26 protein-coding genes and 1 tRNA gene are annotated in these 26,906 nt (G+C 66.6%); 21 read left to right on the forward strand and 6 right to left on the reverse strand.

Features of this window, described 5'->3' with window-relative positions; all coding sequences use genetic code 11:
* Window positions 1–50: 50 nt before the first annotated feature.
* On the reverse strand, window positions 51–1,370 hold the full coding sequence (locus BB334_RS08225) for a TRZ/ATZ family hydrolase (protein WP_068806978.1): 1,320 nt from the start codon (window positions 1,368–1,370) through the stop codon (window positions 51–53).
* A gap of 180 nt (window positions 1,371–1,550) precedes the next feature.
* Here BB334_RS08225 and BB334_RS08230 point away from each other — a divergent pair, with 180 nt between their 5' ends.
* Window positions 1,551–2,912, forward strand: coding sequence for a protein kinase domain-containing protein (locus tag BB334_RS08230; protein ID WP_068806981.1), 1,362 nt, complete (start codon window positions 1,551–1,553; stop codon window positions 2,910–2,912).
* A 33-nt stretch (window positions 2,913–2,945) separates the two neighbouring features.
* On the opposite strand, the gene hemH is transcribed toward BB334_RS08230, so the two are convergent.
* Together hemH and hrcA are read right to left on the reverse strand one after the other, a co-directional pair.
* The gene (gene hemH, locus BB334_RS08235; protein ID WP_068806984.1) at window positions 2,946–4,043 is read right to left on the reverse strand and encodes a ferrochelatase; all 1,098 of its coding nucleotides are present in this window, start codon (window positions 4,041–4,043) and stop codon (window positions 2,946–2,948) included.
* Window positions 4,044–4,063: 20 nt separating this feature from the next.
* Window positions 4,064–5,092, reverse strand: coding sequence for a heat-inducible transcriptional repressor HrcA (gene hrcA, locus BB334_RS08240; protein ID WP_068806987.1), 1,029 nt, complete (start codon window positions 5,090–5,092; stop codon window positions 4,064–4,066).
* 106 nt (window positions 5,093–5,198) lie between these two features.
* Here hrcA and BB334_RS08245 point away from each other — a divergent pair, with 106 nt between their 5' ends.
* Both BB334_RS08245 and recN read left to right on the forward strand, forming a co-directional pair.
* Window positions 5,199–6,083: an NAD kinase gene (locus tag BB334_RS08245; RefSeq protein WP_068806990.1), complete on the forward strand. Its 885-nt coding sequence runs from the start codon at window positions 5,199–5,201 to the stop codon at window positions 6,081–6,083.
* Window positions 6,084–6,147: 64 nt separating this feature from the next.
* Window positions 6,148–7,803 carry a DNA repair protein RecN gene (recN, locus tag BB334_RS08250; protein ID WP_068806993.1) on the forward strand — a complete coding sequence of 552 codons (1,656 nt, stop codon included), beginning with the start codon at window positions 6,148–6,150 and terminating at the stop codon, window positions 7,801–7,803.
* A 63-nt stretch (window positions 7,804–7,866) separates the two neighbouring features.
* Here the strand turns inward: recN and fur are convergent, their stop codons facing one another.
* On the reverse strand, window positions 7,867–8,319 hold the full coding sequence (gene fur, locus BB334_RS08255; protein ID WP_068806997.1) for a ferric iron uptake transcriptional regulator: 453 nt from the start codon (window positions 8,317–8,319) through the stop codon (window positions 7,867–7,869).
* A 141-nt stretch (window positions 8,320–8,460) separates the two neighbouring features.
* Between fur and BB334_RS08260 the strand changes: the two genes are divergently transcribed.
* From BB334_RS08260 to greA, 5 genes are all read left to right on the forward strand, one after another.
* On the forward strand, window positions 8,461–8,874 hold the full coding sequence (locus BB334_RS08260) for an outer membrane protein assembly factor BamE (RefSeq protein WP_068807000.1): 414 nt from the start codon (window positions 8,461–8,463) through the stop codon (window positions 8,872–8,874).
* 87 nt (window positions 8,875–8,961) lie between these two features.
* Window positions 8,962–9,768 (forward strand): 4-hydroxy-tetrahydrodipicolinate reductase, encoded by an 807-nt coding sequence (dapB, locus tag BB334_RS08265; protein ID WP_068807003.1) that lies wholly within the window; start codon window positions 8,962–8,964, stop codon window positions 9,766–9,768.
* 176 nt (window positions 9,769–9,944) lie between these two features.
* Window positions 9,945–11,096, forward strand: coding sequence for a glutamine-hydrolyzing carbamoyl-phosphate synthase small subunit (carA, locus tag BB334_RS08270; protein WP_068807005.1), 1,152 nt, complete (start codon window positions 9,945–9,947; stop codon window positions 11,094–11,096).
* A 70-nt stretch (window positions 11,097–11,166) separates the two neighbouring features.
* Window positions 11,167–14,394 (forward strand): carbamoyl-phosphate synthase large subunit, encoded by a 3,228-nt coding sequence (carB, locus tag BB334_RS08275; RefSeq protein WP_068807008.1) that lies wholly within the window; start codon window positions 11,167–11,169, stop codon window positions 14,392–14,394.
* Window positions 14,391–14,867: a transcription elongation factor GreA gene (gene greA / locus BB334_RS08280; protein ID WP_068807011.1), complete on the forward strand. Its 477-nt coding sequence runs from the start codon at window positions 14,391–14,393 to the stop codon at window positions 14,865–14,867. The genes carB and greA overlap by 4 nt, the downstream gene beginning before the upstream one ends.
* A 122-nt stretch (window positions 14,868–14,989) precedes the next feature.
* On the opposite strand, the gene yhbY is transcribed toward greA, so the two are convergent.
* Window positions 14,990–15,454, reverse strand: a complete 465-nt coding sequence (yhbY, locus tag BB334_RS08285; protein ID WP_068807014.1) for a ribosome assembly RNA-binding protein YhbY — start codon at window positions 15,452–15,454, stop codon at window positions 14,990–14,992.
* 49 nt (window positions 15,455–15,503) lie between these two features.
* On the opposite strand from yhbY, the gene rlmE reads away from it, so the two are divergent.
* The 8 genes from rlmE to pstB all read left to right on the forward strand — a co-directional run bounded on the left by rlmE (window position 15,504) and on the right by pstB (window position 24,336).
* Complete coding sequence (gene rlmE, locus BB334_RS08290) at window positions 15,504–16,142, forward strand: 23S rRNA (uridine(2552)-2'-O)-methyltransferase RlmE (protein WP_068807017.1); 639 nt, start codon at window positions 15,504–15,506, stop codon at window positions 16,140–16,142.
* Window positions 16,143–16,243: 101 nt separating this feature from the next.
* The gene (gene ftsH, locus BB334_RS08295; protein ID WP_068807020.1) at window positions 16,244–18,136 is read left to right on the forward strand and encodes an ATP-dependent zinc metalloprotease FtsH; all 1,893 of its coding nucleotides are present in this window, start codon (window positions 16,244–16,246) and stop codon (window positions 18,134–18,136) included.
* Between the two features lie 66 nt (window positions 18,137–18,202).
* Entirely contained in the window at window positions 18,203–19,024 is an 822-nt protein-coding gene (folP, locus tag BB334_RS08300; protein ID WP_068807023.1) for a dihydropteroate synthase, read from the forward strand.
* A 28-nt stretch (window positions 19,025–19,052) separates the two neighbouring features.
* Complete coding sequence (glmM, locus tag BB334_RS08305; RefSeq protein WP_068807026.1) at window positions 19,053–20,405, forward strand: phosphoglucosamine mutase; 1,353 nt, start codon at window positions 19,053–19,055, stop codon at window positions 20,403–20,405.
* 128 nt (window positions 20,406–20,533) lie between these two features.
* Window positions 20,534–21,577, forward strand: a complete 1,044-nt coding sequence (pstS, locus tag BB334_RS08310) for a phosphate ABC transporter substrate-binding protein PstS (RefSeq protein ID WP_068807029.1) — start codon at window positions 20,534–20,536, stop codon at window positions 21,575–21,577.
* Between the two features lie 120 nt (window positions 21,578–21,697).
* Complete coding sequence (gene pstC / locus BB334_RS08315; protein ID WP_068807951.1) at window positions 21,698–22,660, forward strand: phosphate ABC transporter permease PstC; 963 nt, start codon at window positions 21,698–21,700, stop codon at window positions 22,658–22,660.
* Between the two features lie 12 nt (window positions 22,661–22,672).
* On the forward strand, window positions 22,673–23,515 hold the full coding sequence (gene pstA / locus BB334_RS08320; RefSeq protein ID WP_068807032.1) for a phosphate ABC transporter permease PstA: 843 nt from the start codon (window positions 22,673–22,675) through the stop codon (window positions 23,513–23,515).
* Window positions 23,516–23,571: 56 nt separating this feature from the next.
* A complete protein-coding gene (gene pstB, locus BB334_RS08325) occupies window positions 23,572–24,336 on the forward strand; it encodes a phosphate ABC transporter ATP-binding protein PstB (RefSeq protein WP_068807035.1) in 765 nt (254 codons plus the stop codon).
* Between the two features lie 75 nt (window positions 24,337–24,411).
* On the opposite strand, the gene BB334_RS08330 is transcribed toward pstB, so the two are convergent.
* Entirely contained in the window at window positions 24,412–24,648 is a 237-nt protein-coding gene (locus tag BB334_RS08330; RefSeq protein ID WP_068807037.1) for a DUF2789 domain-containing protein, read from the reverse strand.
* Window positions 24,649–24,864: 216 nt separating this feature from the next.
* Here BB334_RS08330 and tpiA point away from each other — a divergent pair, with 216 nt between their 5' ends.
* From tpiA to nuoB, 5 genes are all read left to right on the forward strand, one after another.
* Window positions 24,865–25,617: a triose-phosphate isomerase gene (tpiA, locus tag BB334_RS08335; RefSeq protein ID WP_088179165.1), complete on the forward strand. Its 753-nt coding sequence runs from the start codon at window positions 24,865–24,867 to the stop codon at window positions 25,615–25,617.
* A 16-nt stretch (window positions 25,618–25,633) separates the two neighbouring features.
* Window positions 25,634–25,993: a preprotein translocase subunit SecG gene (secG, locus tag BB334_RS08340; RefSeq protein WP_068807043.1), complete on the forward strand. Its 360-nt coding sequence runs from the start codon at window positions 25,634–25,636 to the stop codon at window positions 25,991–25,993.
* A gap of 69 nt (window positions 25,994–26,062) precedes the next feature.
* Window positions 26,063–26,147 (forward strand) — tRNA-Leu (locus BB334_RS08345).
* A gap of 99 nt (window positions 26,148–26,246) precedes the next feature.
* Complete coding sequence (gene ndhC, locus BB334_RS08350; protein ID WP_068807046.1) at window positions 26,247–26,621, forward strand: NADH-quinone oxidoreductase subunit A; 375 nt, start codon at window positions 26,247–26,249, stop codon at window positions 26,619–26,621.
* A 3-nt stretch (window positions 26,622–26,624) separates the two neighbouring features.
* On the forward strand, window positions 26,625–26,906 hold a 282-nt coding region (nuoB, locus tag BB334_RS08355), incomplete at its 3' end, for an NADH-quinone oxidoreductase subunit NuoB (protein ID WP_158014390.1).

Here is a 26,906-nt window from a genome sequence, read left to right on the forward strand (position 1 = left end):
AACAGCTTCTTCCTGCCGTCTTCGCGTCAAATCGATCCAGTTTATTCAGTTCAACTAGCGAACCTAGTTTGCCATAGCGCGGAGATTCTGAGCAATTCAGTGTCGCGTATTTGCAACAGCGTAACCCCTTTGGCCACGCGGACTTCACCGTCGATCCACACATGGGAAACCTGTTCCCGTCCCGCAACATAGACGAGATGCGAGACCGGGTCAAAACAGGGGCGCGAGAAAAGTTCCCCGAGGTCGACCGCGCACAGGTCGGCCTGCTTGCCGGGCGTGATCGAGCCGATCTGCGCGTCGAGCTCGAGCGCTTCGGCGCCGGCGAGCGTCGCCATGCGCAGCGCGGCGTGTGCCGGTACGGCGGTGGCATCGAGCGTGCCCACCTTCGCCAGCAGTGCGGCATGGCGCATCTCCTGGAAGAGGTCGAGGCGGTTGTTGCTCGCCGCGCTGTCGGTACCGAGGCCGACCCGCACGTCCGCCGCGAGCAGGCCGGGAACCGGCGCGATGCCGCTCGCGAGCTTCATGTTCGAGGTGGGGCAGTGGGCGACGCTGCAGGCGTGGCGTGCGAGCAGCTCGAGGTCGCTGGCATCGAGGTGCACCGCGTGCACGCCGATGAAGTTGCGACCGAGTACGCCCAGTCGCGCGAGCCGGGCGAGCGGGCGCATGCCGTGGGCGGCGATCGCATCGGCGATCTCGCCGGCGGTCTCGTGCACATGCATGTGGAGCGACAGCCCGAGTTCGTCCGCGAGGGCGACCGCGCGCTCCAGGCCCGCATCCGACACGGTGTAGGGGGCGTGCGGCGCCACCGAGAAGCGGATCCGCGGATGGCGCCGCCAGCGGTCGCGCGCGGCGAGCCCTTTGCGCACGTAGTCGTCGATGTCGCTCGCGTAGGGCGTGGGGAAGTCGAGCAGGATCGCGCCTACGACGGCGCGCATCCCGACGCGGTCGAAGGCTTCGGCGGCAGCCTCGGGATGGAAATACATGTCGTTGCAGGTGGTGATGCCGCCTCGCAGCATCTCGGCCGCCGCGAGCAGGCTGCCGTCGCGTACGAAGTCGGCCGACACGTGACGGGTCTCGGCCGGCCAGATCGCCTCCTGCAGCCAGCGCATCAGCGGCAGGTCGTCGGCGATGCCGCGCATCAGGTTCATCGCCGCATGAACGTGCAGGTTGACAAGGCCCGGGATCAGCACGTGATCCGGCAATTCGGTGACGCTTGCCGCCTCGAACTGCGCGCGCGCCGCGGCCTGAGGCAGCACGGCGCGGATCCGTCCGCCGTCGACGACCACGGAGTGATTTTCGTATACCGCCCCCGCGGGCGCGACGGGTACCACCCAGCGCGCATGGATCAGCAGGTCGATCGCTTCGCTCAAATCGGTGTGCTCCGGGTGGGGCGGCTTGCGCCGCGGGACGGGTGTCCGGCCGATTTAAGCACGCGCGGCCAGCCCCAACAACCGGCGTCGGGGCGCGGTAGTGCGGGGGTGTGGCTTCGTGCCACAATTCGTCGCCCGGTGCCTCACGGCGGGCAGACCGACGAGCACGAGGTGAGACGTTTGAGCATTCCGGAACAGATCGGCCGATTCAGGATCTTGCGCGAGGTCGGGCGCGGTGCGACCGCGGTGGTCTATCTCGCCGAGGATCCCGAGCGTGCGGAGCCGGTTGCGCTCAAGCACGTCCGCTTCGGAGATCGCGCGAAGGACGAGGCGAAGTGGAACCGGCGCCTGCTCAAGCTGCTCAAGGCCGAGCAGGCGGTGTCGAGCCGCCTTCGCCATCCGCACATCATTCGCATCCACGAGGCGGTGATCGAATCCGACCAGGCCCTCGTGGCAATGGAGTATTTCCCCGGCGGGTCGCTCGAGCGCTACTGCCGCTTCGACCGCCTGCTGCCGGTGTCCCGCGCGATCGGCATCGTCTTCAAGTGCTGCCTCGCGCTCGATCATGCCTTCCGCCAGGGGATCGTCCATCGCGACATCAAGCCGGCCAACATCCTGGTCGACGACCAGGACAACGTTAAGATCACCGACTTCGGGCTCGCCCTGAACGTCGGCAAGAAGATCGAGACCGACTCCACCTTCATCATGGGGGTGGGTTCGCCGGCCTACATGAGCCCCGAGCAGATCAAGGGTTATCCGCTCAACCAGAAGACCGACCTCTATTCGCTCGGCGTGGTGCTCTTCCATCTGCTCACCGGCCGACTGCCGTTTCGCTCGGTGAACGCGGCGCAGCTCATGTACAAGATCCTCAACGCCGATCCGCCTTCGGTGTCCCAGCTCAATCCCGACGTCCCGCAACAGATGGATGCGGTGATCCGCAAGGCGCTCGAGAAGGATCTCTACTCACGCTATCGCAACGGCGCGGAGTTCGCCAAGGACCTCTCCGCGGTGCGCTACCGGATCGTCGACGACAGCCTGGTGCCGTCGGACACCAGCCGCTTCCCGCTGCTGCGCCGGCAGCCGTTCTTCACCGAGTTCGACGATGTCGAGGTGTGGGAAGTGTTGCGAATCTGCTGCTGGCGCACGGTCGGGGAGGGCGTTCAGCTGGTACGCGAAGGCGATGCGGACCAGCGCTTCGGACTCCTTCTGGAGGGCAGCGTCGAGCTCTCGATGGGAGGGCGACGCGTGACCGAGCTCGGGCCTGGCGAGGTGTTCGGCGAGCAGGCCTGGCTCGACCAGCTCGAGCACCGGCAGACGCTCGCCGTGGTGACGCTGACGCCGGTGACCTATCTAGAGATGAATCCGTCGGCGCTCGCACTCGCCAGCGACGAGGTGCGCGAGCAGTTCCGCAGGCAGATCTCCACCGCGCTGGTGCGGCGCATGAGTGCGCTGTCGCAGGCGATCGCGCGGTCGGGGCCCGCCGCGCGCAGCGGCGAGTTCCGCCGGGGGGATGCTGTCGAGCTGAAGCTGGCCGACGACTGAAGGGTGCGACGTCGGCCGCTGCCGATCACGACCTCATTGAGGGGCACCCAGCGCGATTGCGCGCGCGCGGCTGGCTGCGAGCGATGCTGCATCCGGCTGCGGCAGCTCGAGCCAGTGGCCGAGTTGACGCACGACCAGCGCGCTCAGCGCCTCGATCCAGTCATGGCGCTCGTTGAGACAGGGTATGTAGCGGAATTCCCTGCCGCCGGCGGCGAGGAAGGCCTCCCGGCATTCCATCGCGATCTCCTCGAGCGTTTCCAGACAGTCGGCGACGAAACCAGGGCAGATCACGTCCACCCGGCCCACGCCCTGTCCGGCGAGCGCCTTCAGCGTCGGCTCGGTGTAGGGCTCGAGCCACTTGGCGCGACCGAAGCGCGACTGGAAGCTGAGTTGCAGGCGCTCCGGCGGCAGCGAGAGGGCCTCGCCCACGAGGCGGGCGGTCTTGTGGCACTCGCAATGGTAGGGATCGCCGAGCTCGAGCGAACGTCGTGGCACGCCGTGAAAACTCATCACCAGCTTGTCCGGTTCGCCGTGGGCGCTCCAATGGTCGCGCACGCTCTGGGCGAGGGCGCCGATGTAGGCCGGGTCGTCGTGGAAGTTGCGCACGAAGCGCATCTCGGGCTGGTTGCGCCAGTGGGCCATGCAGCGCGTGACTTCGTCTGCCACGCTCGCCGAGGTGCTCGCCGCGTATTGCGGATACATCGGCACGACCAGGATGCGGGTGCAGTTCTTCGCCCGCATCGCCTCGAGCGTGTCGCGGATCGACGGGGCGCCGTAGCGCATCGCCCAGTGCACCTCCAACGCGTGGTGACCCTGCTTGCCAAGGTAGCCGGCGAGCAGTTTCGCCTGGCGCTCGGTGTGCACCTTGAGCGGCGAGCCCTCGTCCATCCACACGCTGGCGTACTTTTCGGCGGACTTGGCCGGACGCGTGTTGAGGATGAGGCCGTTGAGGATCGGCCACCATGCCAGGCGCGGGATCTCCACCACCCGGGGGTCGGAGAGGAACTCCTTCAGATAGGGCCGCAACGCGGCCGCGGTCGGCGCCTGCGGAGTACCGAGGTTGACGAGCAGGACGCCGGTGCGTTGCGGCGTGCCGTGGGCGTGTGCGGGTTCGGGCCAGTAGCGGGCCATGGAAATCCTTGTCGGAGGAGTCAGTGGCGCGAGGAGAGCGCGTTGGACAGCAGGCGCGCGGTAACGTCCACGATCGGGATCACCTGGTCGTAGGCCATGCGGGTGGGGCCGATGACCCCGACCGCGCCCACCACCTGACCGTCGACCTCGTAGGGCGCGGTGATCACGCTGCAGGCGTCGAGCGGCGCGAGTCCGGATTCGCCGCCGATGAAGATCTGCACGCCCTGCGCGCGGTTGGACATGTCGAGCAGCTGCATGAGGCCGGTCTTCTGGTCGAAGAGGCGGAAAAGCTCGCGCAGGCGCGACATGTTGGAGCTGAGGTCCTCGACCTCGAGCAGGTTGGTTTCGCCCGAAATGACATAGGCGTCGGCGTCGTCCTCCGCCGCCTCGCTGCCGGCCTCGACGGTGGCGGTCATCAGCTCCGACATGTCGCTGTGCAGCTGCTGCAGCTCGTCCTGCAGCCGGGCGCGGATCTCGGCGATGGTCAGCCCGGCGAAATGCTCGTTGAGGTGGCTCCCGGCGGCGCCCAGTTCGGCGGTGGTGTATGCGCGTCGCGTCAGCAGGATGCGGTTCTGGACGTCGCCTGCGGTGGTGACGATGATGAGCAGGATGCGGTTCTCGGACAGGCCGATGAACTCGATCTGGCGGATGCGTACCGTGCCCTTGCGCGGCGCCACGACCACGCCGGCGAACTGGGTCAGCTCGGACAGCAGGTGCGAGGCGGAGCTGATGACGCGCTGCGGCTGGTTGGGCTGGAGCTGGCCTTCGAGGACGCGGACACGGCTGATGTCGAGCGGCTGGGTCGTCAGCAGCGCATCGACGAAAAAGCGGTAGCCGAGCGCGGTCGGTACGCGGCCGGCCGACGTGTGCGGGCTCGTGATGAAGCCCATCTCCTCGAGGTCGCTCATGACGTTGCGCACGGTGGCGGGCGACAGTTCGAGTCCGGACAGGCGTGAGAGTGAGCGCGAACCCACCGGCTGGCCATCGGCGATGTAGCGCTCTATGAGAGCTTTCAGCAGGATCTGGGCGCGGGCGTCGAGCGGATTCATAGGTCGCGAGGAGTTTAGCCCGGATTCTAGGGAACAGGACGAGGCTTTGTCAGCAGGGCCACGGCGCATGTCAGCGCGCTGAGCGGTTGTGGTTTAATCCTTCGCCATGGACACGCAATTCCGGAAAGTCGCCCTGGTTGGAAAGTACCAGAGCCCCGACGTCGAGGAGTCGGTGCTCGCGATCGCGCGCTTCCTGCGCGAGCGCGAACTGACGGTATGGATCGAACAAGGCACCGCGAGTTCCATCAGCGGCGTCGCAGACTTCGCGGTCGCGACGCACGAGCAGATCGGTGGCGAAGCCGACCTCGCGGTGGTGGTGGGCGGCGATGGCAGCATGCTCAACACCGCGCGCCGCCTTGCCGAGTACGGCGTGCCGCTGGTCGGGGTGAACCTCGGCCGGCTTGGATTCCTCACCGACATCTCGCGCAGCGACGCGCAGCAGCGCCTCGGCGAGATCCTCGACGGCCGCTATACCGAGGAGCCGCGCGTGATGCTCGACGCCGAGGTGTTGCGCGGCGGCCGCAGCGTGTTCCACACGCTGGCGCTCAACGACGTGGTGGTGAACAAGGGCGAGATCGGGCGCATGATCGAATTCGACCTGTCGATCGACGATGAATTCGTCTACACCCAGCGCTCCGACGGCATGATCGTGTCCACTCCGACCGGTTCGACCGCCTATGCGCTGTCGGCAAACGGCCCGATCCTGCACCCGAGCGTCGACGGCATCGCGCTGGTGCCGCTGTGCCCGCACGCGCTGACCGCCCGCCCGGTGACGATCCCCGACAGCAGCCGGATAGACATCGTGCTGCTGCCGCCCAACGACGCTCGGGTGCACTTCGATGGCCAGGCGCGCTTCGACCTGCGCGCCGGCGACCGCCTGCGGGTGACGCGTTCGCCGCATGCCGTGCGTCTGCTGCATCCCTACGGCTACAGCTACTTCGCGATGCTCCGGCAGAAACTGCACTGGAGCGCCCCGCCGCGCCACAACTGAGTGCCCCGGACCCGCCTCGCAACCCCCTCCGCCCGCCGAACCTTTTCTCGACCCATCGCCCATCATGCTGCGTCGCCTGACCGTTCGTGATTTCGTCATCGTCGATCGCCTCGAGATCGAATTCGGCACGGGCTTCGGCGCGCTGACCGGAGAGACCGGGGCGGGCAAGTCGATCCTGCTCGATGCCCTCGGGCTGGCGCTCGGCGGGCGTACCGACGCCGGCGTGGTTCGCACGCGCTGCGAGCGTGCCGACATCGCCGCCGAGTTCGATCTGCCCCCCGACGGGCCGCTGCGCGACTGGCTCGTCGAGCAGGCGCTCGACGCGGACGAGGAGGCGATCATCCTGCGCCGCACGGTCGATGCCGGCGGTCGCAGCCGGGCCTGGATCAACGGCACCGCGGTCACCCTGGCCCAGTTGCGCGCGGCCGGCGAGTGGCTGGCCGACATCCACGGCCAGCATGCGCACCATGCCCTGTTGCGGGCGGAGGCCCAGCGTTCGCTGCTCGACGCCCATGCCGATGCGGGCGAGCTCGCCGCCGAGGTCGCCGCCAGCCATCGCGCCTGGCAGCGCGCGCTCGAGCTGCGGCGCGAGGCGGAGGCCGATTCCGCCAGCTCGGAGCGCGAGCGCGAACTGCTCGCCTGGCAGCTGCGCGAACTCGACGAATTGCACTTCGACGCGGCCGAGTGGGCCGAACTCAATGCCGAGCACAGTCGGCTCGCCCATGCCGCCGGCCTCATCGAAGGGGTGGAGGAGACGCTCGAGGCGCTCGGCGAGGGCGACTACGCGGTGTGTTCCTCGCTGCGCCATCTGGACGGGCGGATCAGCGGCCTCGCCGACATCGACCCCGGCCTGGGCGACGTCCGCGAGCTGCTTTCTGCGGCCGCGATCCAGGCCGACGAGGCGCTCCATGCGCTGCGGCGCTATCGCGACCGCCTCGATCTCGATCCGGCCCGCCTCGTCGAGGTCGAGCAGCGCATCGCCGCAGTGATGGACACCGCGCGCAAGTATCGGGTCCAGCCGGAGGACCTGCCCGAGCTCGCCGACGGCTGGCGCAGCCGCCTCGAGGCGCTCGTGGCCCGCTCCGATCCGGCCCGGCTGGCGGCCGAGGAAGCCGCGACGCGCGCACGTTTCGAGCAGGCCGCGACGGCGTTGTCGGCGGCACGTCGCCCGGCGGCGCAGGCGCTGGCGAGGGAGGTGACCGAGGCGATGCAGACGCTGGCGATGGCGGGCGGGCGCTTCGACGTCGCGCTCGAGCCCTGCGCGCCTGCGGCGTTCGGACACGAGATGGTGGAATTTCGCGTCTCCGCCAATCAGGGCCAGCCGCTGCGCAGCCTCGCGAAGGTCGCGTCCGGTGGCGAGCTGTCGCGCATCGGGCTGGCGATCCAGGTGATGACGAGCAGGGATTCGGCCACGCCGACGCTGATTTTCGACGAGGTCGACGTGGGCATCGGTGGCCGCGTAGCGGAGATCGTGGGCAAGCTTCTGGCCCGCCTAGGGCGCGAGCGCCAGGTGCTGTGCGTGACCCACCTGCCACAGGTGGCGGCCTGCGCCGACTGGCAATGGCGGATCGCGAAGGCGGAGCGTGACGGCGAGACCCTGACCGAAGTGACGCCGCTCGACGACGAGGGGCGGATCGAGGAGATCGCGCGCATGCTCGGCGGGGTCAACATCACCGCGACGACACGCCAGCATGCAGCGGAGATGCTGTCTGCCAGGTAGGCGGTGCGGGCAGCGGAGCAGCGGAGGCGAGGGCCGGAAGGCGTCCGGCAGCGGGAGGCCTTACTAGTCTTTTCGACCGTCGTCGTTCGACGGGCGGTCGGGGCAGTTCTCGCGCACGCAGTCGGCGTAGATGTAGAGCGCGTGGTCCTTGATCGCGAAGCCCCGCTCCGCGGCGATGCGGTTCTGCCGACGCTCGATCTCGGCATCGAAGAATTCCTCCACCTTGCCGCACTGCAGGCAGACGAGGTGGTCGTGATGGCCACCCTGCTTGAGTTCGAACACCGCCTTGCCCGACTCGAAGAAGTGGCGTTCGAGCAGGCCGGCCTGCTCGAACTGGGTCAACACCCGGTAGACGGTCGCCAGCCCGATGTCCATGCCTTCGCCGATCAGCAGGCGATACACGTCTTCCGCCGTAAGGTGACGCTCCTCCGTATTCTGGAACAGGTCGAGGATCTTGAGGCGGGGATAGGTGGCCTTCAGGCCGATGTTCTTCAGGCTCTTGGAGTTGTCGGTCATGGGTGCCTGTGGCGTCTGACGGGGAGGGGCGCGCGAGGAAGCGGCACGAGGAGGGGGGCGTGCGCGAGCCACCCTATGTTATATTTTTTCCCCTTTATTGAGAACAACGCCCCCCACGGGGCGCCCACACCCGGCCCCGCAATGCGTTCCTTCCTCTTTCCGGCGATTGCCGCGCTCAGCCTCCTCGCTGGCTGTTCCATCGATTCCGTGGTGGAGAAGATCGATCCCTACCGGATCGACGTACGTCAGGGCAATTTCGTCGATCAGGAGATGGTGTCCCAGCTCAGGAGAGGCATGACGCGTGACCAGGTTCGCTTCGTGCTCGGCAGCCCGCTCGTGGTCGACGTCTTCCGCTCCGACCGCTGGGACTACGTCTATCTGTTCAAGTCGGGCCGGGGCGAGCTCGACCGTCGGCGGATCTCGGTGTTCTTCGATGGGGACCTGCTCGACCGCATCGAGGGCGACATTCAGGCGGGCGACGGCACGTCGCAGGATGCCGGCAGGCCGGGCGCGCGCAGCCGGGTGGTCGAGATCGGCCCTGCCACCGACGACTGAGGCGCTTCTTCCAGCCGGCCCGGTTGCCTCAGTGTGCGCTGGCCGGCGCGACGGCCGTCCCGTCATCACTCTGCAAGGAATCCCCCCATGTCCTCTATTCGTGTTGCCATCGCCGGCGCCAGCGGCCGCATGGGCCGCATGCTCGTCGAAACCGCCCTCCGGGAAGAGGGTGTGGTGCTTGCCGCCGCGTTCGATCGCGCGGGCACGCCTTTCATCGGTCGTGACGTCGGCGAGCTGATCGGTGCGCCCTGCGGGGTCGTGCTCGGCGACGATGCCCGCGCGGCGATCGCGGCCGCCGACTGTGTGATCGACTTCACCCGGCCGGAGGGGACGCTCGGCCATCTGGCGCTGGCGCGCGAACTCGGCAAGGCGATGGTGATCGGCACCACGGGTTTCGACGCAGCCGGCAAGGCCGCGATCGCTGCTGCAGCGGAATCGGTGCCGGTGGTGTTCGCGCCGAACATGGCGGTGGGGGTCAACGCGGTGTTCAGGCTGCTCGAGGTCGCGGCTCGCATCCTCGACCAGGGCTACGACGTCGAGGTGATCGAGGCCCACCATCGATTCAAGGTCGATGCGCCTTCGGGCACCGCGCTGCGCATGGGCGAAGTCGTGGCGCGCGAACTCGGCCGTGATCTCGACGACTGCGCGGTCTATGGCCGCGAGGGCGTCACCGGCGAGCGCAAGGCCGAGACGATCGGCTTCTCCACGATCCGCGGCGGTGACATCGTCGGCGATCATACCGTGCTGTTCGCGGGTATCGGCGAGCGCATCGAAATCACCCACAAGTCCGGCAGCCGCATGCCCTATGCGGCCGGCTCCATGCGCGCGGCAAGGTTCCTTGCCGGGCGCAGCGCAGGCCTGTTCGACATGCAGGACGTGCTCGGCTTGCGCTGATCCGCGCCGAACCGGTTTCGCCGCCACTGCGGATTTGCCTCTGTGGCGGCGAAATACTACAATTCGGCGGTTATTGTAGCGGGATCGGCCCCCAGGCTCGTCCCGCTTTTTTGCAGATAGCGGACTGGCGCAAGAGCGCAAGTCCTTGACTTTTCGGCTGAATCCAGGAGTTATTCGTGACTGCTTACCCGCCCGCCATGCTCGCCCTCGCCGACGGAACGGTCTTCCACGGCAAGGGTATCGGTGCGGCCGGCAGCACGGTCGGCGAGGTTGTCTTCAATACCTCGATGTCGGGCTATCAGGAAATCCTGACTGACCCGAGCTATTGCCGCCAGATCGTGACGCTGACCTACCCCCACATCGGCAACACCGGTGTGAACCATGAGGACGTCGAGTCCTCGCGGGTCAATGCCGCCGGTCTCGTGATCCGCGACCTCCCGCTCCTGGCCTCCAACTTTCGCATGGAGCAAACGCTCGACGCCTACCTGAAGGCCGAAAACGTGGTTGCGATCGCCGGGCTCGACACCCGCAAGCTCACCCGCATCCTGCGCGAGAAGGGCTCCCAGGGCGGCTGCATCGTCACCGCCGCCGAAGGCGAGGCGCTCGATGCCGACGCCGCGGTCGCCGCGGCGCGTGCCTTCCCGGGACTCGCGGGCATGGACCTGGCCCAGGTCGTGACCACCGCCGAGCCCTACGAATGGACCGAGGGCGAGTGGGTGCTGGGTGAGGGTTTCGCGCATCCGGCCGCCGCCCGTTACCATGTCGTCGCCTACGATTTCGGCGTCAAGCGCAACATCCTTCGCTTGCTCGCGGCGCGCGGCTGCCGCGTCACCGTGGTGCCCGCGCGGACCTCGGCGAGCGAGGTGCTGGCGATGAATCCGGACGGCGTCTTCCTCTCCAACGGTCCCGGCGACCCCGAGCCCTGCGATTACGCGGTCGCGGCGATCCGCGAGATCGTCGCTGCGAAGCTGCCGGTGTTCGGCATCTGCCTCGGTCATCAGCTGCTGGCGCTCGCCTCCGGTGCGAGCACGATGAAGATGAAGTTCGGCCATCACGGCGCGAACCATCCGGTGAAGGATCTCGATTCCGGCGCGGTGCTGATCACCAGCCAGAACCACGGCTTCGCCATCGATCCGGCGACGCTGCCGGAGAACGTGCGCATCACCCACAAGTCGCTGTTCGATGGTTCCAACCAGGGCATCGCCCGCACCGACGCACCTGCGCTCTCGTTCCAGGGGCACCCCGAGGCCGGACCGGGTCCGCACGACGTGAGCTATCTGTTCGATCACTTCGCGCGAGATATGGAAGCCAACAGGCAGGCCCGCTGAGCGGCGCGCGCCGCACTATCGCATCCGGCGGGCCACGAGCCCGCCGCCCCCGAATTACCGAGGCAAGACAATGCCGAAACGCACCGACATACAGACCATCCTGATCATCGGCGCCGGTCCGATCATCATCGGCCAGGCCTGCGAATTCGATTACTCCGGCGCCCAGGCCTGCAAGGCGCTGCGCGAGGAGGGCTACAAGGTCGTCCTGGTCAACTCCAATCCGGCCACGATCATGACCGACCCGGAGACGGCCGACGTCACCTACATCGAGCCGATCACGTGGCAGGTGGTCGAGCGCATCATCGAGAAGGAGCGCCCCGATGCGCTGCTGCCGACGATGGGTGGCCAGACCGCGCTCAACTGCGCGCTCGATCTCGCCCGCCACGGCGTCCTCGAGAAGTACGGCGTGGAGCTGATCGGTGCGTCGCGCGAGGCCATCGACAAGGCCGAGGACCGCCTCAAGTTCAAGGACGCGATGACCAGCATCGGCCTCGGCTCGGCGCGCTCGGGTATCGCCCACAGCATGGAAGAGGCGCTGCAGGTTCAGGGCGGCATCGGCTTTCCGGTCATCATCCGCCCGAGCTTCACCCTCGGCGGCACCGGCGGCGGTATCGCCTACAACATGGAAGAGTTCCACGAGATCTGCAAGCGCGGTCTCGAGGCCAGCCCGACCAATGAGCTGCTGATCGAAGAGTCGCTGCTGGGCTGGAAGGAATTCGAGATGGAGGTCGTGCGCGACCGCGCCGACAACTGCATCATCGTGTGCTCGATCGAGAACCTCGATCCGATGGGCGTGCATACCGGTGACTCGATCACCGTCGCCCCGGCGCAGACCCTCACCGACCGCGAATACCAGATCCTGCGCAACGCCTCGATCGCGGTGCTGCGCGAGATCGGGGTCGACACCGGCGGCTCGAACGTGCAGTTCGCGATCAATCCGAAGGATGGTCGCATGATCGTCATCGAAATGAACCCGCGGGTGTCGCGGTCCTCGGCGCTGGCGTCGAAGGCGACCGGATTCCCGATCGCCAAGGTCGCGGCCAAGCTGGCGGTGGGTTACACCCTCGACGAGCTGCGCAACGACATCACCGGCGGCGCCACGCCGGCCTCGTTCGAGCCGACGATCGACTACGTCGTCACCAAGATCCCGCGCTTCGCGTTCGAGAAGTTCCCTCAGGCCAACGATCGCCTGACCACCCAGATGAAGTCGGTGGGCGAGGTGATGGCGATGGGGCGCACCTTCCAGGAGTCGTTCCAGAAGGCCCTGCGCGGGCTGGAAGTGGGCGTGTACGGCCTCGACGAGGTCGAGACCGACCAGACCGATCTCGAGCACGAACTCGCCAACCCCGGTCCGCAGCGCATCTGGTACGTCGGCCAGGCTTTCCGCGAGGGCATGAGCCAGGAGCAGGTCTTCAATCTCAGCAAGATCGACCCCTGGTTCCTCGCCCAGATCGAGGACATCGTGCTCACCGAGAAGGCGCTCGCAGGCCGTTCGCTGAAGGCGATCCAGGCTGCCGAGATGCGCGAGCTGAAGAAGAAGGGCTTCTCCGACCGCCGTCTCGCCCGCCTGCTCGGCACCGACGAAACCGCGGTGCGCCTGCACCGGCATACGCTGGGGGTGCGTCCGGTATTCAAGCGGGTCGATACCTGCGCCGCCGAGTTCGCGACCTCGACCGCCTACATGTATTCGACCTACGAGGACGAGTGCGAGGCGTTGCCGACCGGCAAGAAGAAGATCATGGTTCTCGGCGGCGGCCCGAACCGCATTGGCCAGGGCATCGAATTCGATTATTGCTGCGTGCATGCGGCGCTCGCCCTGCGCGAGGACGGGTACGAGACCATCATGGTCAACTGCAACCCGGAGACCGTGTCGACCGACTACGACACCTCGGATCGCCTGTACTTCGAGCCGATCACGCTCGAGGACATCCTCGAGATCGTGCATCTCGAGAAGCCGGTCGGGGTAATCGTGCAGTTCGGCGGCCAGACCCCGCTGAAACGGGCGAAGGCGCTCGAGGCCAACGGCGTGCCGATCATCGGCACCAGCCCCGACATGATCGACGCTGCCGAGGATCGCGAGCGCTTCCAGGCGCTGCTCAACGATCTCGGCCTTCGCCAGCCGCCGAACCGGACCGCGCGCACGCCCGAAGCGGCGGTGCGGCTCGCCGCCGAGATCGGCTATCCGCTGGTGGTGCGCCCGAGCTACGTGCTCGGCGGCCGCGCGATGGAGATCGTTCACGAGCAGAAGGATCTCGAGCGCTACATGCGCGAGGCGGTGAAGGTGTCGAACGAGTCGCCGGTGCTGCTCGACCGCTTCCTGAACGACGCCACCGAGGTCGATGTCGATGCGCTGTCCGACGGCCAGCAGGTCATCATCGGCGGCATCATGGAGCATATCGAACAGGCCGGCGTGCACTCGGGCGATTCCGCCTGCTCGCTGCCGCCCTACACGCTGACGGCGAAGCTGCAGGACGAATTGCGCCGCCAGACCGAGGCGATGGCGCGCGCACTCAACGTGGTGGGCCTGATGAACGTGCAGTTCGCGATCCAGGGTGAGGGCGACGAGGCGGTGGTCTACGTGCTCGAAGTGAACCCGCGTGCGTCGCGCACCGTGCCCTTCGTCTCCAAGGCCTGCTCGCTGCCGCTGGCGAAGATCGCCGCGCGCTGCATGGCGGGCCAGAGCCTCGCCAGCCAGGGTGTCGAGGGCGAGATCGTGCCGCCCTATTATTCGGTGAAGGAAGCGGTGTTCCCCTTCGTCAAGTTCCCCGGGGTGGATACCATTCTCGGCCCCGAGATGAAGTCGACCGGCGAGGTCATGGGCGTGGGCCGCAACTTCGGCGAGGCGTTCGTCAAGAGCCAGCTCGCCGCCGGCGTCAAGCTGCCGACCTCGGGCACCGCCTTCATCAGCGTCAAGGCCGCCGACCGGCCGTTCGCGGTGGAGGTCGCGAAGGATCTGCACACGCTGGGCTTCAACGTGGTTGCGACCCGTGGCACGGCCTCGGCGATCGAGGCCGCAGGCGTGCCGGTAAGCGTGGTGAACAAGGTCAATGAGGGCCGGCCGCACGTGGTCGACATGATCAAGAACGGGGAGATCTCGCTCGTGATCAACACCGTCGAGGAGAAGCGGCAGGCGGTCACCGACTCGCGTTCGATCCGCACCAGTGCGCTCGCCGCAAAGGTGACGGTGTTCACCACCATAGCCGGCGCCCAGGCCGCATGCATGGGCCTGCATCATCTCGCGGGTCTCGAAGTCTATTCCGTGCAGGAGCTGCACGCCGAACTGAACCAGGCAGCATGAACAAGACCCCTCTTACCGTCGCCGGCGCGGAAAAACTCCGTGCCGAACTGCACCGATTGAAGACGGTCGACCGTCCCAGCGTGATCGCCGCGATCGCGGAGGCGCGCTCGCACGGCGACCTTTCGGAGAACGCCGAGTACGATGCCGCGAAGGAGCGGCAGGGCTTCATCGAGGGACGGATCGCCGAGGTCGAGTCGAAGCTGTCGCATGCGCAGATCATCGACCCCAGACTGCTCGATGCGGATGGCCGCTGCGTGTTCGGCGCGACGGTCGAACTCGAGGAGGTCGATTCCGGGAAGGTGTTGCTCTATCAGATCGTCGGCGAGGACGAGGCCGACATCAAGGACAACAAGATCTCGATCAGCTCGCCGATCGCACGGGCGCTGATCGGCAAGTACGCCGGCGACATCGCCGAGGTTCTTGCGCCTGGGGGCGTTCGCGAACTCGAGATTCTCGACGTTCGTTACGTCTGAAGCCGGCGTTCCATTCTCGCGCGCGGCCGGCGGTCGTTCGCGCCGGGGCGGGTGGCGGATCACAGGGCTGCCGCGAGGCGGGCTTCACGGCCCGGCGCGCGGCATCTTTCTTTGGGCGCCGCTCAGCGGCCCCGGCCGCCACCACCACCGCTGCTGCGAGCGCGCGGGGAAGGGGAGCGGGCGGGGGACCGGCGGCTGTCACCGCTCGCCTTGGCGAGTGCGGCACGGCGCGCGGCGGCGGCGAAGGCGGACGCGGACTTTGCCGTGGCGGCGCGCGGCGCGACCTTCGCCGGCGCGGCCTGCTTCTTCTCTTCCTCGCGCCGCGCGCGCCAGACGACGAGGACGTTGCCGATGTGCTGCACCGGGCTGGCCTCGACCGCCTCGCACAGCTCGGTCATCAGCGCCTCGCGCTGCTCGCGCTCCGCGCCTTGGACGCGGACCTTGATCAGTTCGTGAGCCTGCAGCGAGCGCTCGACTTCGGTGAGCACCGCCGGGGTGAGACCGTTGCCGGCGATGGTGACCACCGGATTGAGGTGGTGGGCTTGCGCGCGCAGGTCGCGGCGTCGTGCGGGAGTGAGCTCGCTCATTGATTTTTCTCGACTTTCGAAGGGCAGGGATTCTACTCCCAATACACCGATGAAACGAAACAAGACCAGCAAGGCGTGGATGCACGAGCATCTGAACGACCCCTACGTGCAGCGCGCTCAGGCCGAAGGCTATCGCGCGCGCGCCGCCTTCAAGCTCAAGGAGATCGACGAGCGCGACCACCTGTTCAAGCCCGGGATGGTGGTCGTGGATCTCGGTGCGGCGCCGGGCTCGTGGTGCCAGGTCGCGGTGCAGCGGGTGGGCGCGACCGGCAAGGTGCTCGGCGTGGACCTGCTGCCGGTCGAGCCGATCGCGGGGCTCGACTTCCTGCTCGGCGACTTCGGCGAGGACGCGGTGCTGGCCGAACTCGAAGCGCGGCTGGGCGGCGCGGCGGTCGATCTCGTGTTGTCGGACATGGCGCCGAACCTGTCGGGCGTGGCGACGGTCGACCAGGCGCGCTCGATCATGCTGTGCGAGCTGGCGCTCGATTTCGCCGCGAGGCAACTCGGGCCGGGCGGACGTTTCGTGGTCAAGGTGTTCCAAGGCGAGGGCTTCATGGCCTTCCGCAAGGCGATGGAGCAGACCTTCACGAGCGTGCAGGTGCGCAAGCCGAAGGCCTCGCGCGACCGTAGCGCGGAGGTGTACCTTGTGGGCAGCGGCCTGCGCCGGAACCGATGGTCGACACGATAGGCGGCGTTTATCGGCGGCATTGGTTTGCCGGCGGGAACGTTCGTCACTAGAATGGGTCAATTCTGCACACATCGCCAACCGGGCATTCGGGGTACAGGACGTTGAACAATCTCTTCAAGAATCTCGCGATCTGGATGGTCATCGGCGTGGTGCTGATGACCGTGTTCAACCAGTTCAACACGCGACAGACCGCGCCCAACACCATGGAGTACTCCCAGTTCATGGAGGAGGCCAAGTCCGGGCGCATCGCCAAAGCCACGATCGACGGCCGCATGCTGCGTGCGACCACGCAGGAGGGGCGTTCGATCACGGTTTATACGCCCGGCGTGCAGGACATCTGGATGGTGTCCGACCTGATGCGCTACGGCGTGTCGATCAATGCGAGCAAGCCCGACGAGGAGCAGTCCTTCCTCGCGAGCATCTTCGTCTCCTGGTTCCCGATGCTGTTGCTGATCGGCGTGTGGATCTTCTTCATGCGCCAGATGCAGGGTGGCGGCAAGGGAGGCGCCTTCTCGTTCGGCAAGAGCAAGGCGCGCATGCTCGACGAGTCGGCCAACTCGGTGACCTTCGCGGATGTCGCCGGCTGTGACGAGGCGAAGGAAGAAGTCGCCGAGCTGGTCGAATTCTTGCGCGATCCGTCGAAGTTCCAGAAGCTGGGCGGCCACATTCCGAAGGGCGTGCTGATGGTCGGTTCGCCCGGAACGGGCAAGACCCTGCTCGCGAAGGCGATCGCCGGCGAGGCGAAGGTGCCGTTCTTCTCGATCTCCGGCTCCGACTTCGTCGAGATGTTCGTCGGCGTGGGCGCCGCGCGCGTGCGCGACATGTTCGATCAGGCAAAGAAGCACTCTCCCTGCATCATCTTCATCGACGAGATCGACGCGGTCGGCCGCCAGCGTGGCGCCGGCCTCGGCGGCGGCAACGACGAGCGCGAACAGACCCTGAACCAGCTGCTGGTGGAAATGGACGGCTTCGAAGGCCAGACCGGCGTGATCGTCATCGCCGCCACCAACCGGCCCGATGTGCTCGACCCCGCACTGCTGCGTCCCGGCCGCTTCGACCGGCAGGTGGTGGTCTCGCTGCCCGACATTCGCGGTCGCGAGCAGATTCTCAAGGTCCACATGCGCAAGGTGCCAATCGCACCGGACGTCGATCCCCAAGTGCTGGCCCGTGGCACGCCCGGCTTCGCCGGTGCCGACCTCGCCAACCTCGTCAACGAGGCCGCACTGTTCGCTGCGCGCAGCAACAAGCGCGTGGTCGACATGGACGACTTCGAGCGCGCCAAGGACAAGATCATGATGGGCGCAGAGCGCCGCTCGATGGTCATGCCCGAGGAAGAGCGTCGCAACACCGCCTACCACGAATCCGGCCACGCGGTCGTCGCAAGGCTGCTGGACAAGACCGATCCGGTGCACAAGGTGACGATCATTCCGCGCGGTCGCGCGCTCGGCGTGACGATGCAACTTCCGACCGAGGACCGCTACAGTCAGGATCGCGAGCGTCTGCTGCAGACGATCACGGTGCTGTTCGGTGGCCGCATCGCGGAAGAGATCTTCATGAAGCAGATGACCACCGGCGCGTCGAACGACTTCGCGCGTGCGACCGACCTCGCGCGTCGCATGGTCACGCAATGGGGCATGTCCGACACGCTCGGCACCATGGTCTATGGCGAGGAAGAAGGCGAGATCTTCCTCGGCCGGCAGGTGACCACCCATCGCAACGTGTCCGAGTCGACGATGCAAAAGGTCGACGCCGAGATCCGCCGCATCATCGACCAGCAATACGCGCTCGCGCGCCGCCTGCTCGAGGAGAACCGCGACAAGGTCGAGGCGATGACTGCGGCACTGCTCGAATGGGAGACGATCGACGCCGACCAGATCGACGACATCATGTCGGGCCGCCCGCCGCGTCCGCCAAAGCCGAACTCGAGCGCCCCGGCACGGCCGCGCGACGACAGCCCAGGCGCGGCGCCGACCGCACCGGCGCCGGCCGCCTGAGCGGCATCTCCCCACCCCCCTCGCGGGCCGGTTTCGACCGGCCCGCTCTGCATTGAGGTTCGAGAATTGAGCACGCTTCAGTGTGGCCGCTTCCGGCTCGATCTTTCGCGGCCGCAGCTCATGGCGATCGTCAACCTGACTGCCGACTCCTTCACCGGAGACGGCCATGCCGCCGACCTCGACGCCGCCTTGCTGCGTGCCCAGCGTGCGCTGGAGGAGGGGGCGGACATGCTCGACATCGGCGCCGAGTCGACCCGTCCCGGCGCCGCCCCGGTGCCGGAGGAGGTCGAACTCGAGCGCATCGTGCGCTTCGTCGAGCGGCTGCACGCCTGGAAGGTGCCGCTCTCGGTCGACACCCTGAAGCCGGCGGTGATGCGAGCGGCGCTCGACGCAGGCGCGGACATGATCAACGACATCCTCGGCTTTCGGGCGCCGGGCGCGGTCGAGGCGGTGGCCGGTGGCGAGGCCGGTCTGTGCGTGATGCACATGCAGGGCGAGCCGCGCACGATGCAGGAAGCGCCGCAGTACGTCGACGTGGTCGCCGAGGTGGGCGCCTTTCTCGAGGAACGGGTCGCGGCGCTTGTAGCCGGCGGCGTCGCGCGCGAGCGCATCGTGCTTGATCCGGGGTTCGGCTTCGGCAAGACGGTGGCGCACAACTGCGCGATGCTGCGCGAGCTGCGTCGCTTCGGTGAGGGAGGCCTGCCGGTGCTGGCAGGCCTGTCGCGCAAGTCGATGCTGGGCGCGATCACCGGGCGTCCGGTCGATCAGCGCATGCCGGCGAGCGTGGTTGCCGCCCTGATCGCCGTCCAGCGCGGCGCGGGCATCGTCCGCGTGCACGACGTTGCCGCCACCCGCGACGCACTCGCGGTGTGGCAGGCGGTGTCATAATCGGGGCATCACTTCTAGGACGGAAACGATGTCACGCAAATACTTCGGCACCGACGGCGTGCGCGGCCGCGTCGGCGAGGCCCCCATCACGCCCGAGTTCGTCATGCGTCTGGGCTATGCCGCGGGCCTCAGCCTGGTACTCCGCGAGAAGCTGCCGGCCGGCGAGCGGCCCGCTGTGCTGATCGGCAAGGACACCCGCGTCTCCGGCTACATGCTGGAAGCTGCGCTACAGGCGGGTTTCGCCGCCGCCGGCGTCGACGTCGAACTCGCCGGCCCGGTGCCGACGCCTGCGATCGCCTATCTGACCCGCGCTCTGCGGCTGCAGGCAGGGGTGGTGATCTCCGCTTCGCACAACCCCTACTACGACAACGGAATAAAATTTTTCTCGGCCGCGGGCACCAAGCTGCCCGACGCGATGGAGGCGGAGATCGAGGCCTTGATCGACCAGCCGATGGCCTGCGTCGACTCCGCGCGGCTCGGGCGTGCGCGCCGCATCACCGACGCCGCCGGGCGCTACATCGAATTCTGCAAGAGCACCTTCCCGACCGAGATGGACCTGCGCGGGCTGCGCATCGCGCTCGACTGCGCGCACGGCGCCGCCTACAGCATCGCGCCGCGCGTGTTTCACGAGCTCGGTGCCGAGGTCGTTTCCGTGGGCGTGGAGCCCAACGGATTCAACATCAACGACGGCGTCGGTGCGACCCGCCCGGAGAGCCTGCGCCAGGCCACGCTCGCCAATCGTGCCGACATCGGCATTGCGCTCGACGGCGACGCCGATCGCCTGGTGATGGCCGATCGCAATGGCGAAATCTACGACGGCGACAAGCTGATCTACGTCATCGCCGCCGCCCGCCAGGCTGAAGGCCGGTTGGACGGGGTGGTCGGCACGCTGATGAGCAATCTCGGCTTCGAGCACGCGGTGGGGCGGCTTGGCGTGCCTTTCGCGCGCGCCAAGGTGGGTGACCGCTACGTCCTCGAGATGCTGCACGAGCGCGGCTGGAAAGTCGGCGGCGAGAACTCCGGCCACATCATCTGTCTCGATCGCCACAGCACCGGCGACGGCATCATTTCAGCGCTGCAGGTGCTCGCGGCACTGAAGGGGCAGGGCAGGACGCTCGCCGAAGCCTGCGCGGATCTGGTCTTCTATCCGCAGCGGCTGATCAACGTGCGTATGCCGGAGGGGTTCGCCTGGGCGGCCGACGAAGGCATCGACGCAGCGCGTCGTGATGCGGAAGACGAACTCGGTGATCGTGGCCGGGTCCTCCTTCGAGCCTCCGGGACCGAGCCCTTGCTGCGGGTGATGGTGGAGGGGCAGGACGCCGAGCAGGTCGAGCGGCTCGCGCGCAGTATCGCCGACGCGGTCGAAACGGCCTTTGCCTGAGCCCCAAGTTCCCCGGTTGTCACGGCCGGCGGGCAGGGCAGGTAATGTTGATGTTCGAAGACATGAAACGTGGCTGTAACAAACGCTTGATACCTTACGGATCTGAATTCACCCCACAAGAGGTAGTCATGTTCCGCTTCCCGACCAAGCTCGCCATCCTTGCTTCGTCCATCGCCGTGTTTGCTACCGGCGCCCAGGCTGCCGACATCACCGGCGCCGGCGCGTCCTTCCCCGCGCCGATCTACGCCAAGTGGGCGGATGCCTACATGAAGGAGACCGGCAACCGGGTCAACTACCAGTCGATCGGTTCGAGCGGCGGCATTCGCCAGATCAAGGCCAAGACCGTCGATTTCGGCGCCTCCGACATGCCGCTGAAGCCGGAAGATCTCGCCAAGGACGGCCTGCTGCAGTTCCCGACCGTGGTCGGCGGCGTGGTGCCGGTGGTCAACCTGCAGGGCATCGAGCCGGGCGAGCTCAAGTTTTCGGGTCAGCTGCTCGCCGACATCTACCAGGGCAAGGTCACCAAGTGGAACGACCCGGCGATCGCCGCGCTCAACCCGGGCGTGACCCTGCCCGAGCAGGACATCGGCGTCGTGCGCCGCGCCGACGGTTCGGGTACCACCTTCGCCTTCACCAACTACCTGTCCAAGGTCTCGGCCGACTGGAAGGACAAGATCGGCGAAGGCACCGCCGTGCAGTGGCCGGTGGGTCTGGGCGGCAAGGGCAACGAGGGCGTGTCTGCCTTCGTGCAGCGCCTGCCGGGTTCGATCGGCTACGTCGAGTACGCGTACGCGAAGCAGAACAAGCTGACCCACGTCGCCATGCAGAACAAGGACGGCGATTACGTGCAGCCGAGCGAAGCTTCCTTCGCTGCCGCTTCCGCCGGCGCGGACTGGAGCAAGTCCGCTTTTTACGAAATCCTGACCAACCAGCCGGGCAAGGATTCGTGGCCGATCACGAGCGCCACCTTCATCCTGATGCACCAGCAGCAGGACAAGCCGGCGCAGGCGGTCGAGGCGCTCAAGTTCTTCGAGTGGGCCTACGACAAGGGCGACCAGATGGCGAGCGAGATCGACTACGTTCCGCTGCCCGACGCGACCGTCGAGCTGATCCGCAGCTCGTGGAGCGGCATCAAGGACGGTGCCGGCGCTGCGGTCTATCCGGCCAAGTAAGACGAGCCGGAATCCCCCTGCGTGGTTGATCCTAACCAGGAGCCAAAGGCCGGGCAGGCCTTTGGCCTTCATCTGTCCACCGGCGGCGGCAATGCCGCCGCCGCCCTTTCGGGTGCCGCCGTGGCAACGATCGAATCCAAAACATCCGCTGTGCGGACGTTCGGCGACAGGCTGTTCGCCGGCGCTTCGAGCACCTTCGCCGTCCTGACCCTGTTGCTGCTGGGCGGCATCATGGTGTCCCTCACGATCGCCTCGTGGCCCAGCATCAAGGCTTTCGGCATCGGCTTCCTGTTTTCCACGGACTGGAACCCGCCGATGGAGAAGTTCGGCGCGCTGATCCCGGTCTACGGGACGCTCGTCACCTCTGCGATCGCCCTGCTGATCGCGGTCCCGGTGAGCTTCGGCATCGCGCTATTTCTGACCGAGCTCTCGCCCGCATGGCTGCGCCGCCCGCTCGGCACCGCGATCGAGCTCCTGGCGGCGATCCCCAGTATCGTCTATGGCATGTGGGGCCTGCTCGTGTTCGTGCCGATCTTCGCCGAATACATCCAGCCTTTCCTGCAGGCGACCCTCGGCAAGGTGCCGGTGATCGGTGCGCTGTTCGCCGGCCCGCCGCTCGGGATCGGCCTGCTCTGCGCAGGCATCATCCTCGCGATCATGATCATTCCCTACATCGCCTCGGTGATGCGTGACGTGTTCGAGGTGACGCCGCCGATGCTCAAGGAGTCGGCCTACGGTGTCGGCTGCACCACTTGGGAAGTGATGTGGGGCGTGGTCCTGCCCTATACCAAGACCGGCGTGATCGGCGGTGTGATGCTGGGCCTCGGTCGTGCGCTCGGCGAGACCATGGCGGTCACCTTCGTCATCGGCAACACGAACTTCCTGAACTCGCCCTCGCTGTTCGATCCGGGCAACAGCATCACCTCCGCGCTCGCCAACGAGTTCGCCGAAGCCGACCCCGGGCTGCACACATCGTCGCTGATGGAACTGGGCCTGATCCTGTTCGTGATCACGATGATCGTGCTCGTGGTGTCCAAACTGCTGTTGCGTCAGCTCGCCAAGGGCGAAGGCGCGAAGAGCTGAGGAAGACGGATCATGACCCTTCATTCAAAACGCAAGTTCGTCAATGGGCTCGCCCTCTCGCTCGCGATGGCGGCAATGGCCTTCGGTCTGTTCTGGCTGCTCTGGATCCTGGTGACGGTGTTCCAGCTCGGCGTGTCGGGCCTGTCGCTGAGCCTGTTCACCGAAATGACACCGCCACCGGGTGCGACCGACGGCGGTCTGCTCAACGCGATCGTCGGCAGCCTGATCATGGTGAGCCTGGCGACGCTGATCGGCACACCGGTGGGCCTGCTGACGGGCATCTATCTCGCCGAGTACGGCCGCTACAACGCGCTCGGCAACGCGACCCGCTTCATCAACGACCTGTTGCTGTCCGCCCCTTCGATCGTCATCGGCCTTTTCGTGTACGCGGTAGTGGTGGCGACGACCGGCAAGTTCTCGGCCTGGTCGGGCGTGATCGCGCTGGCGCTGATCGTGCTCCCGGTGGTGGTGCGCACCACCGAGAACATGCTGCAGCTGATCCCGAACACGCTGCGCGAGGCCGCCTTCGCGCTCGGCGCGCCGAAGAGCGTGGTGATCAGCAAGGTCACCCTCCGAGCTGCGCGCGCGGGCGTCATGACCGGGGTGCTGCTCGCGGTGGCCCGCATCGCCGGCGAGACCGCGCCCCTGTTGTTTACAGCGCTGTCGAACCAGTTCTGGTCGCTGAACATGAACGAGCCGATGGCCAACCTGCCAGTCATGATCTTCAAGTTCGCGATGAGCCCCTTCTCGAACTGGCAGGAACTCGCCTGGGCCGGCGTCTTCCTCATCACGCTCGGCGTGCTCGCGCTCAACATCATCGCCCGGGTCTTCCTCCGGGCCGAGAAGATCAACTAAGGATCAACTGACGATCAGGCGGGGCGGCTGCGCGCCGTCCCCGATCGGGGACCGACATGGAAATCACCGACGCTCAAATCGAGTTCAAGGACTTCAATTTCTTCTACGGCAAGTTCCACGCCCTGAAGAACATCAACTTCAAGATGGCGCGCCACAAGGTCACCGCCTTCATCGGCCCGTCGGGCTGCGGCAAGTCGACGCTGCTGCGCACCATCAACCGCATGTACGACCTCTACCCGGACCAGCGCGCCGAAGGCGAGTTGCTGTTCGACGGGCGCAACCTGCTCGACCCGAAGATCGACGTCAGCGTGTTGCGCGCCAAGATCGGCATGGTGTTCCAGAAGCCGACGCCGTTCCCGATGTCGATCTACGACAACATCGCCTTCGGCGTGAAGCTGCACGAGAGGCTGAGCACCGCCCAGCTGAACGAGCGCGTCGAATGGGCGTTGCGCAAGGCGGCGCTGTGGGAGGAGGTCAAGGACAAGCTCAACCAGAGCGGCATGAGCCTTTCGGGCGGACAGCAGCAGCGCCTGTGCATCGCGCGCGGCATCGCGGTCAAGCCCGAAGTGATTCTGCTCGACGAACCGACCTCGGCGCTCGACCCGATCTCGACCTCGCGCATCGAGGAGCTGATCGACGAGCTCAAGAAAGAGTTCACCATCGTCATCGTGACCCACAACATGCAGCAGGCGGCGCGGATCTCCGACTACACCGCCTACATGTATCTGGGCGAGATGGTGGAGTTCGGCGTCACCGACGAGCTGTTCGTGAAGCCGAAGAAGAAGGAAACCGAGGACTACATTACCGGCCGTTTCGGCTGATTCGCGCGAAAGGGCGGTCGCTGGGCAAGGGCAAATGAGTGCGGCGGCGCGCGGCCGCCGTTCGGGGGCGGCCGCTCAGTCCGCGCGCAGGGCCGCGTTGAGCTGATCGACGAGTTCGGCCCAGTCGGCGTCCTCCCTCAGCTCTTCGCGCAGGAAGCTCGCCTGCCCCTCGGTCCAGAAGGGCGCGTCGGCAAGCAGCACGCCGTCGTGCAGCGGCGCGTGCGCCTTGATGAAAGCCTCGATCGAGGCCGGGTCGCTCGGCAATCCGAGCTGTTCGAAGAGTTCGTGGAAGGCGTGGACCGATTGTTCCATGGTGTTCACCTCTCTTGATGGGGATGGCGGGCGGCCGAGTCTGCCCGCTCGGGACCGGGCCTTTAGCTTAACCTGAATCCGCGGCTGTTCCGCCAGCCGGGTCGAGTCGAGGCGCGCGGATGAGCGCGCCTCGATCGCGCGCGGGCCTGCATCGCATTTGCTGAGCCACTGCGGGACACCTATAATCCGCGAGTTTAGCCAACTGAGTCATACGACGTGCGGAAAAAACTCGTTGCGGGCAACTGGAAGATGAACGGCAGCCTTGCAGGCAACCGCAAGCTGTTGGACGCGCTTGCGCCCGTAGACGGGGTCGACATCGCCGTGTGCGTGCCCTACCCCTATCTTGCGCAGGCCGCGGAGAAGCTCGACGGCATTGACCTCGGGGTGCAGGACGTCAGCGAATTCACCGCCGGCGCATACACCGGCGAGGTCAGTGCCGTGATGGTGGCGGAATTCGGCTGTGCCTATGCGATCGTGGGCCACTCGGAGCGGCGCGCCCTGTTCCGCGAGGGCGAGGCCGAGATCGGTCGCAAGGCGGCGGCGGCGCTCGCCCAGGGCCTGGTGCCGATCGTGTGCATCGGCGAGACGCTCGCCGAGCGCGAGGCGGAGCGGGTCGTCGCGGTCATCGAGCGGCAGCTCGCGCCGGTGCTCGAGATCCTGGGCGCCGAAGGACTGGCGACAGCCGTGCTGGCCTACGAGCCGGTGTGGGCGATCGGAACCGGGCGCTCGGCGACGGTCGCACAGGTCGCCGAGACGCACGCCGCGATTCGCGCCTGGCTGGCGAGCCACGGTGTAGCGTCGGAGCGAGTGAAAATCCTCTACGGCGGCAGCGTGAAGGCCGATAATGCGCGGGAGCTGTTCGCGCTCGACGATGTTGACGGCGGGCTGATCGGCGGTGCATCCCTGATCGCCGAAGAGTTTCTGGCCATTTGCCGCGCCGCGGCGGTGGCTCAATCCTGTATCGAGTGAGAATCGAAGGTCTGTGATGAGCAATGTTATTTTTCCGCTGGTGTTGACGGTGCACCTTCTGGTCGGGTTCGGCGTGATCGGCCTGGTGTTGATGCAGCACGGCAAGGGAGCCGACATGGGCGCTGCTTTCGGCAGCGGCGCGTCCGGCAGCCTGTTCGGTTCCTCCGGGTCGGCGAACTTCCTCAGCCGTACCACGGCGGTGCTGGCGACGGTGTTCTTCCTCACCAGCCTGGGTCTGAGCTATCTCGCCAGCAACCAGCCGGGCGCGCCGGCGAGCGTGATGGAAACCGTGCCCGCGGTGCCCGCCTCCGAAGGTCAGGTCCCGGCGCCGCAGGCCCCGGCCGAGGACTCGCGCGTGCAGTCGATTCCCAAGTGAGTGCCGGGTGCAGTCTCTTTGCGCACCGCGCAAATGGTCGTATAATTACTCGGCTGTAACGAATGCCGGGCCGACGTGGTGAAATTGGTAGACACGCTATCTTGAGGGGGTAGTGGCGAAAGCCGTATGAGTTCGAGTCTCATCGTCGGCACCAGGAATACGGAGAACGCCCGCTGACGCGGGCGTTTCCATGCAATACAGCCAAAACAAGAATGGCGGCGCAGCCGTCGTGCTCAAAAGGGGTGTATGAGCCATGCTGGAAAGCTATTTTCCCGTTCTGATGTTCATCCTCGTGGGTCTGGGTTTTGGCCTGGTTCCAATCATCATCGGGCGCGTGCTCGGTCCCCATCGCCCCGACGGCGAAAAGCTGTCTCCCTACGAATGCGGCTTCGAGGCGTTTGAAGACGCCCGCATGAAGTTCGACGTCCGCTTCTATCTGATCGCCATTCTGTTCATCCTGTTCGATCTCGAGATTGCCTTCCTTTTCCCGTGGGCAACGGTCTTCCAGGAGTTCATCGCCGCGGGTGAGGTCGCCTGGTTCGTGTTCGGTTCGGTGATGGTCTTCCTGGCCATTCTGGTTATCGGTTACATCGTCGAGTGGAAGAACGGCGCACTCGACTGGGAGTAATGCATGAGCATTGAGGGCGTCTTTCGCGAGGGGTTCGTCACCACCTCGCTCGATGCGGTAATCAACTGGACGCGCACAGGCTCGCTGTGGCCGATGACCTTCGGGCTGGCCTGCTGTGCCGTCGAGATGATCCATGCGGGCTGCGCGCGCTACGACCTCGATCGTTTCGGGGTGGTGTTCCGCCCGAGTCCGCGTCAGTCCGACCTGATGATCGTCGCCGGCACCCTGTGCAACAAGATGGCACCGGCGCTGCGCAAGGTGTACGACCAGATGGCCGAGCCGCGC

It is taken from the genome of Thauera phenolivorans, from assembly GCF_001696715.1.
Classification (GTDB): domain Bacteria; phylum Pseudomonadota; class Gammaproteobacteria; order Burkholderiales; family Rhodocyclaceae; genus Thauera; species Thauera phenolivorans.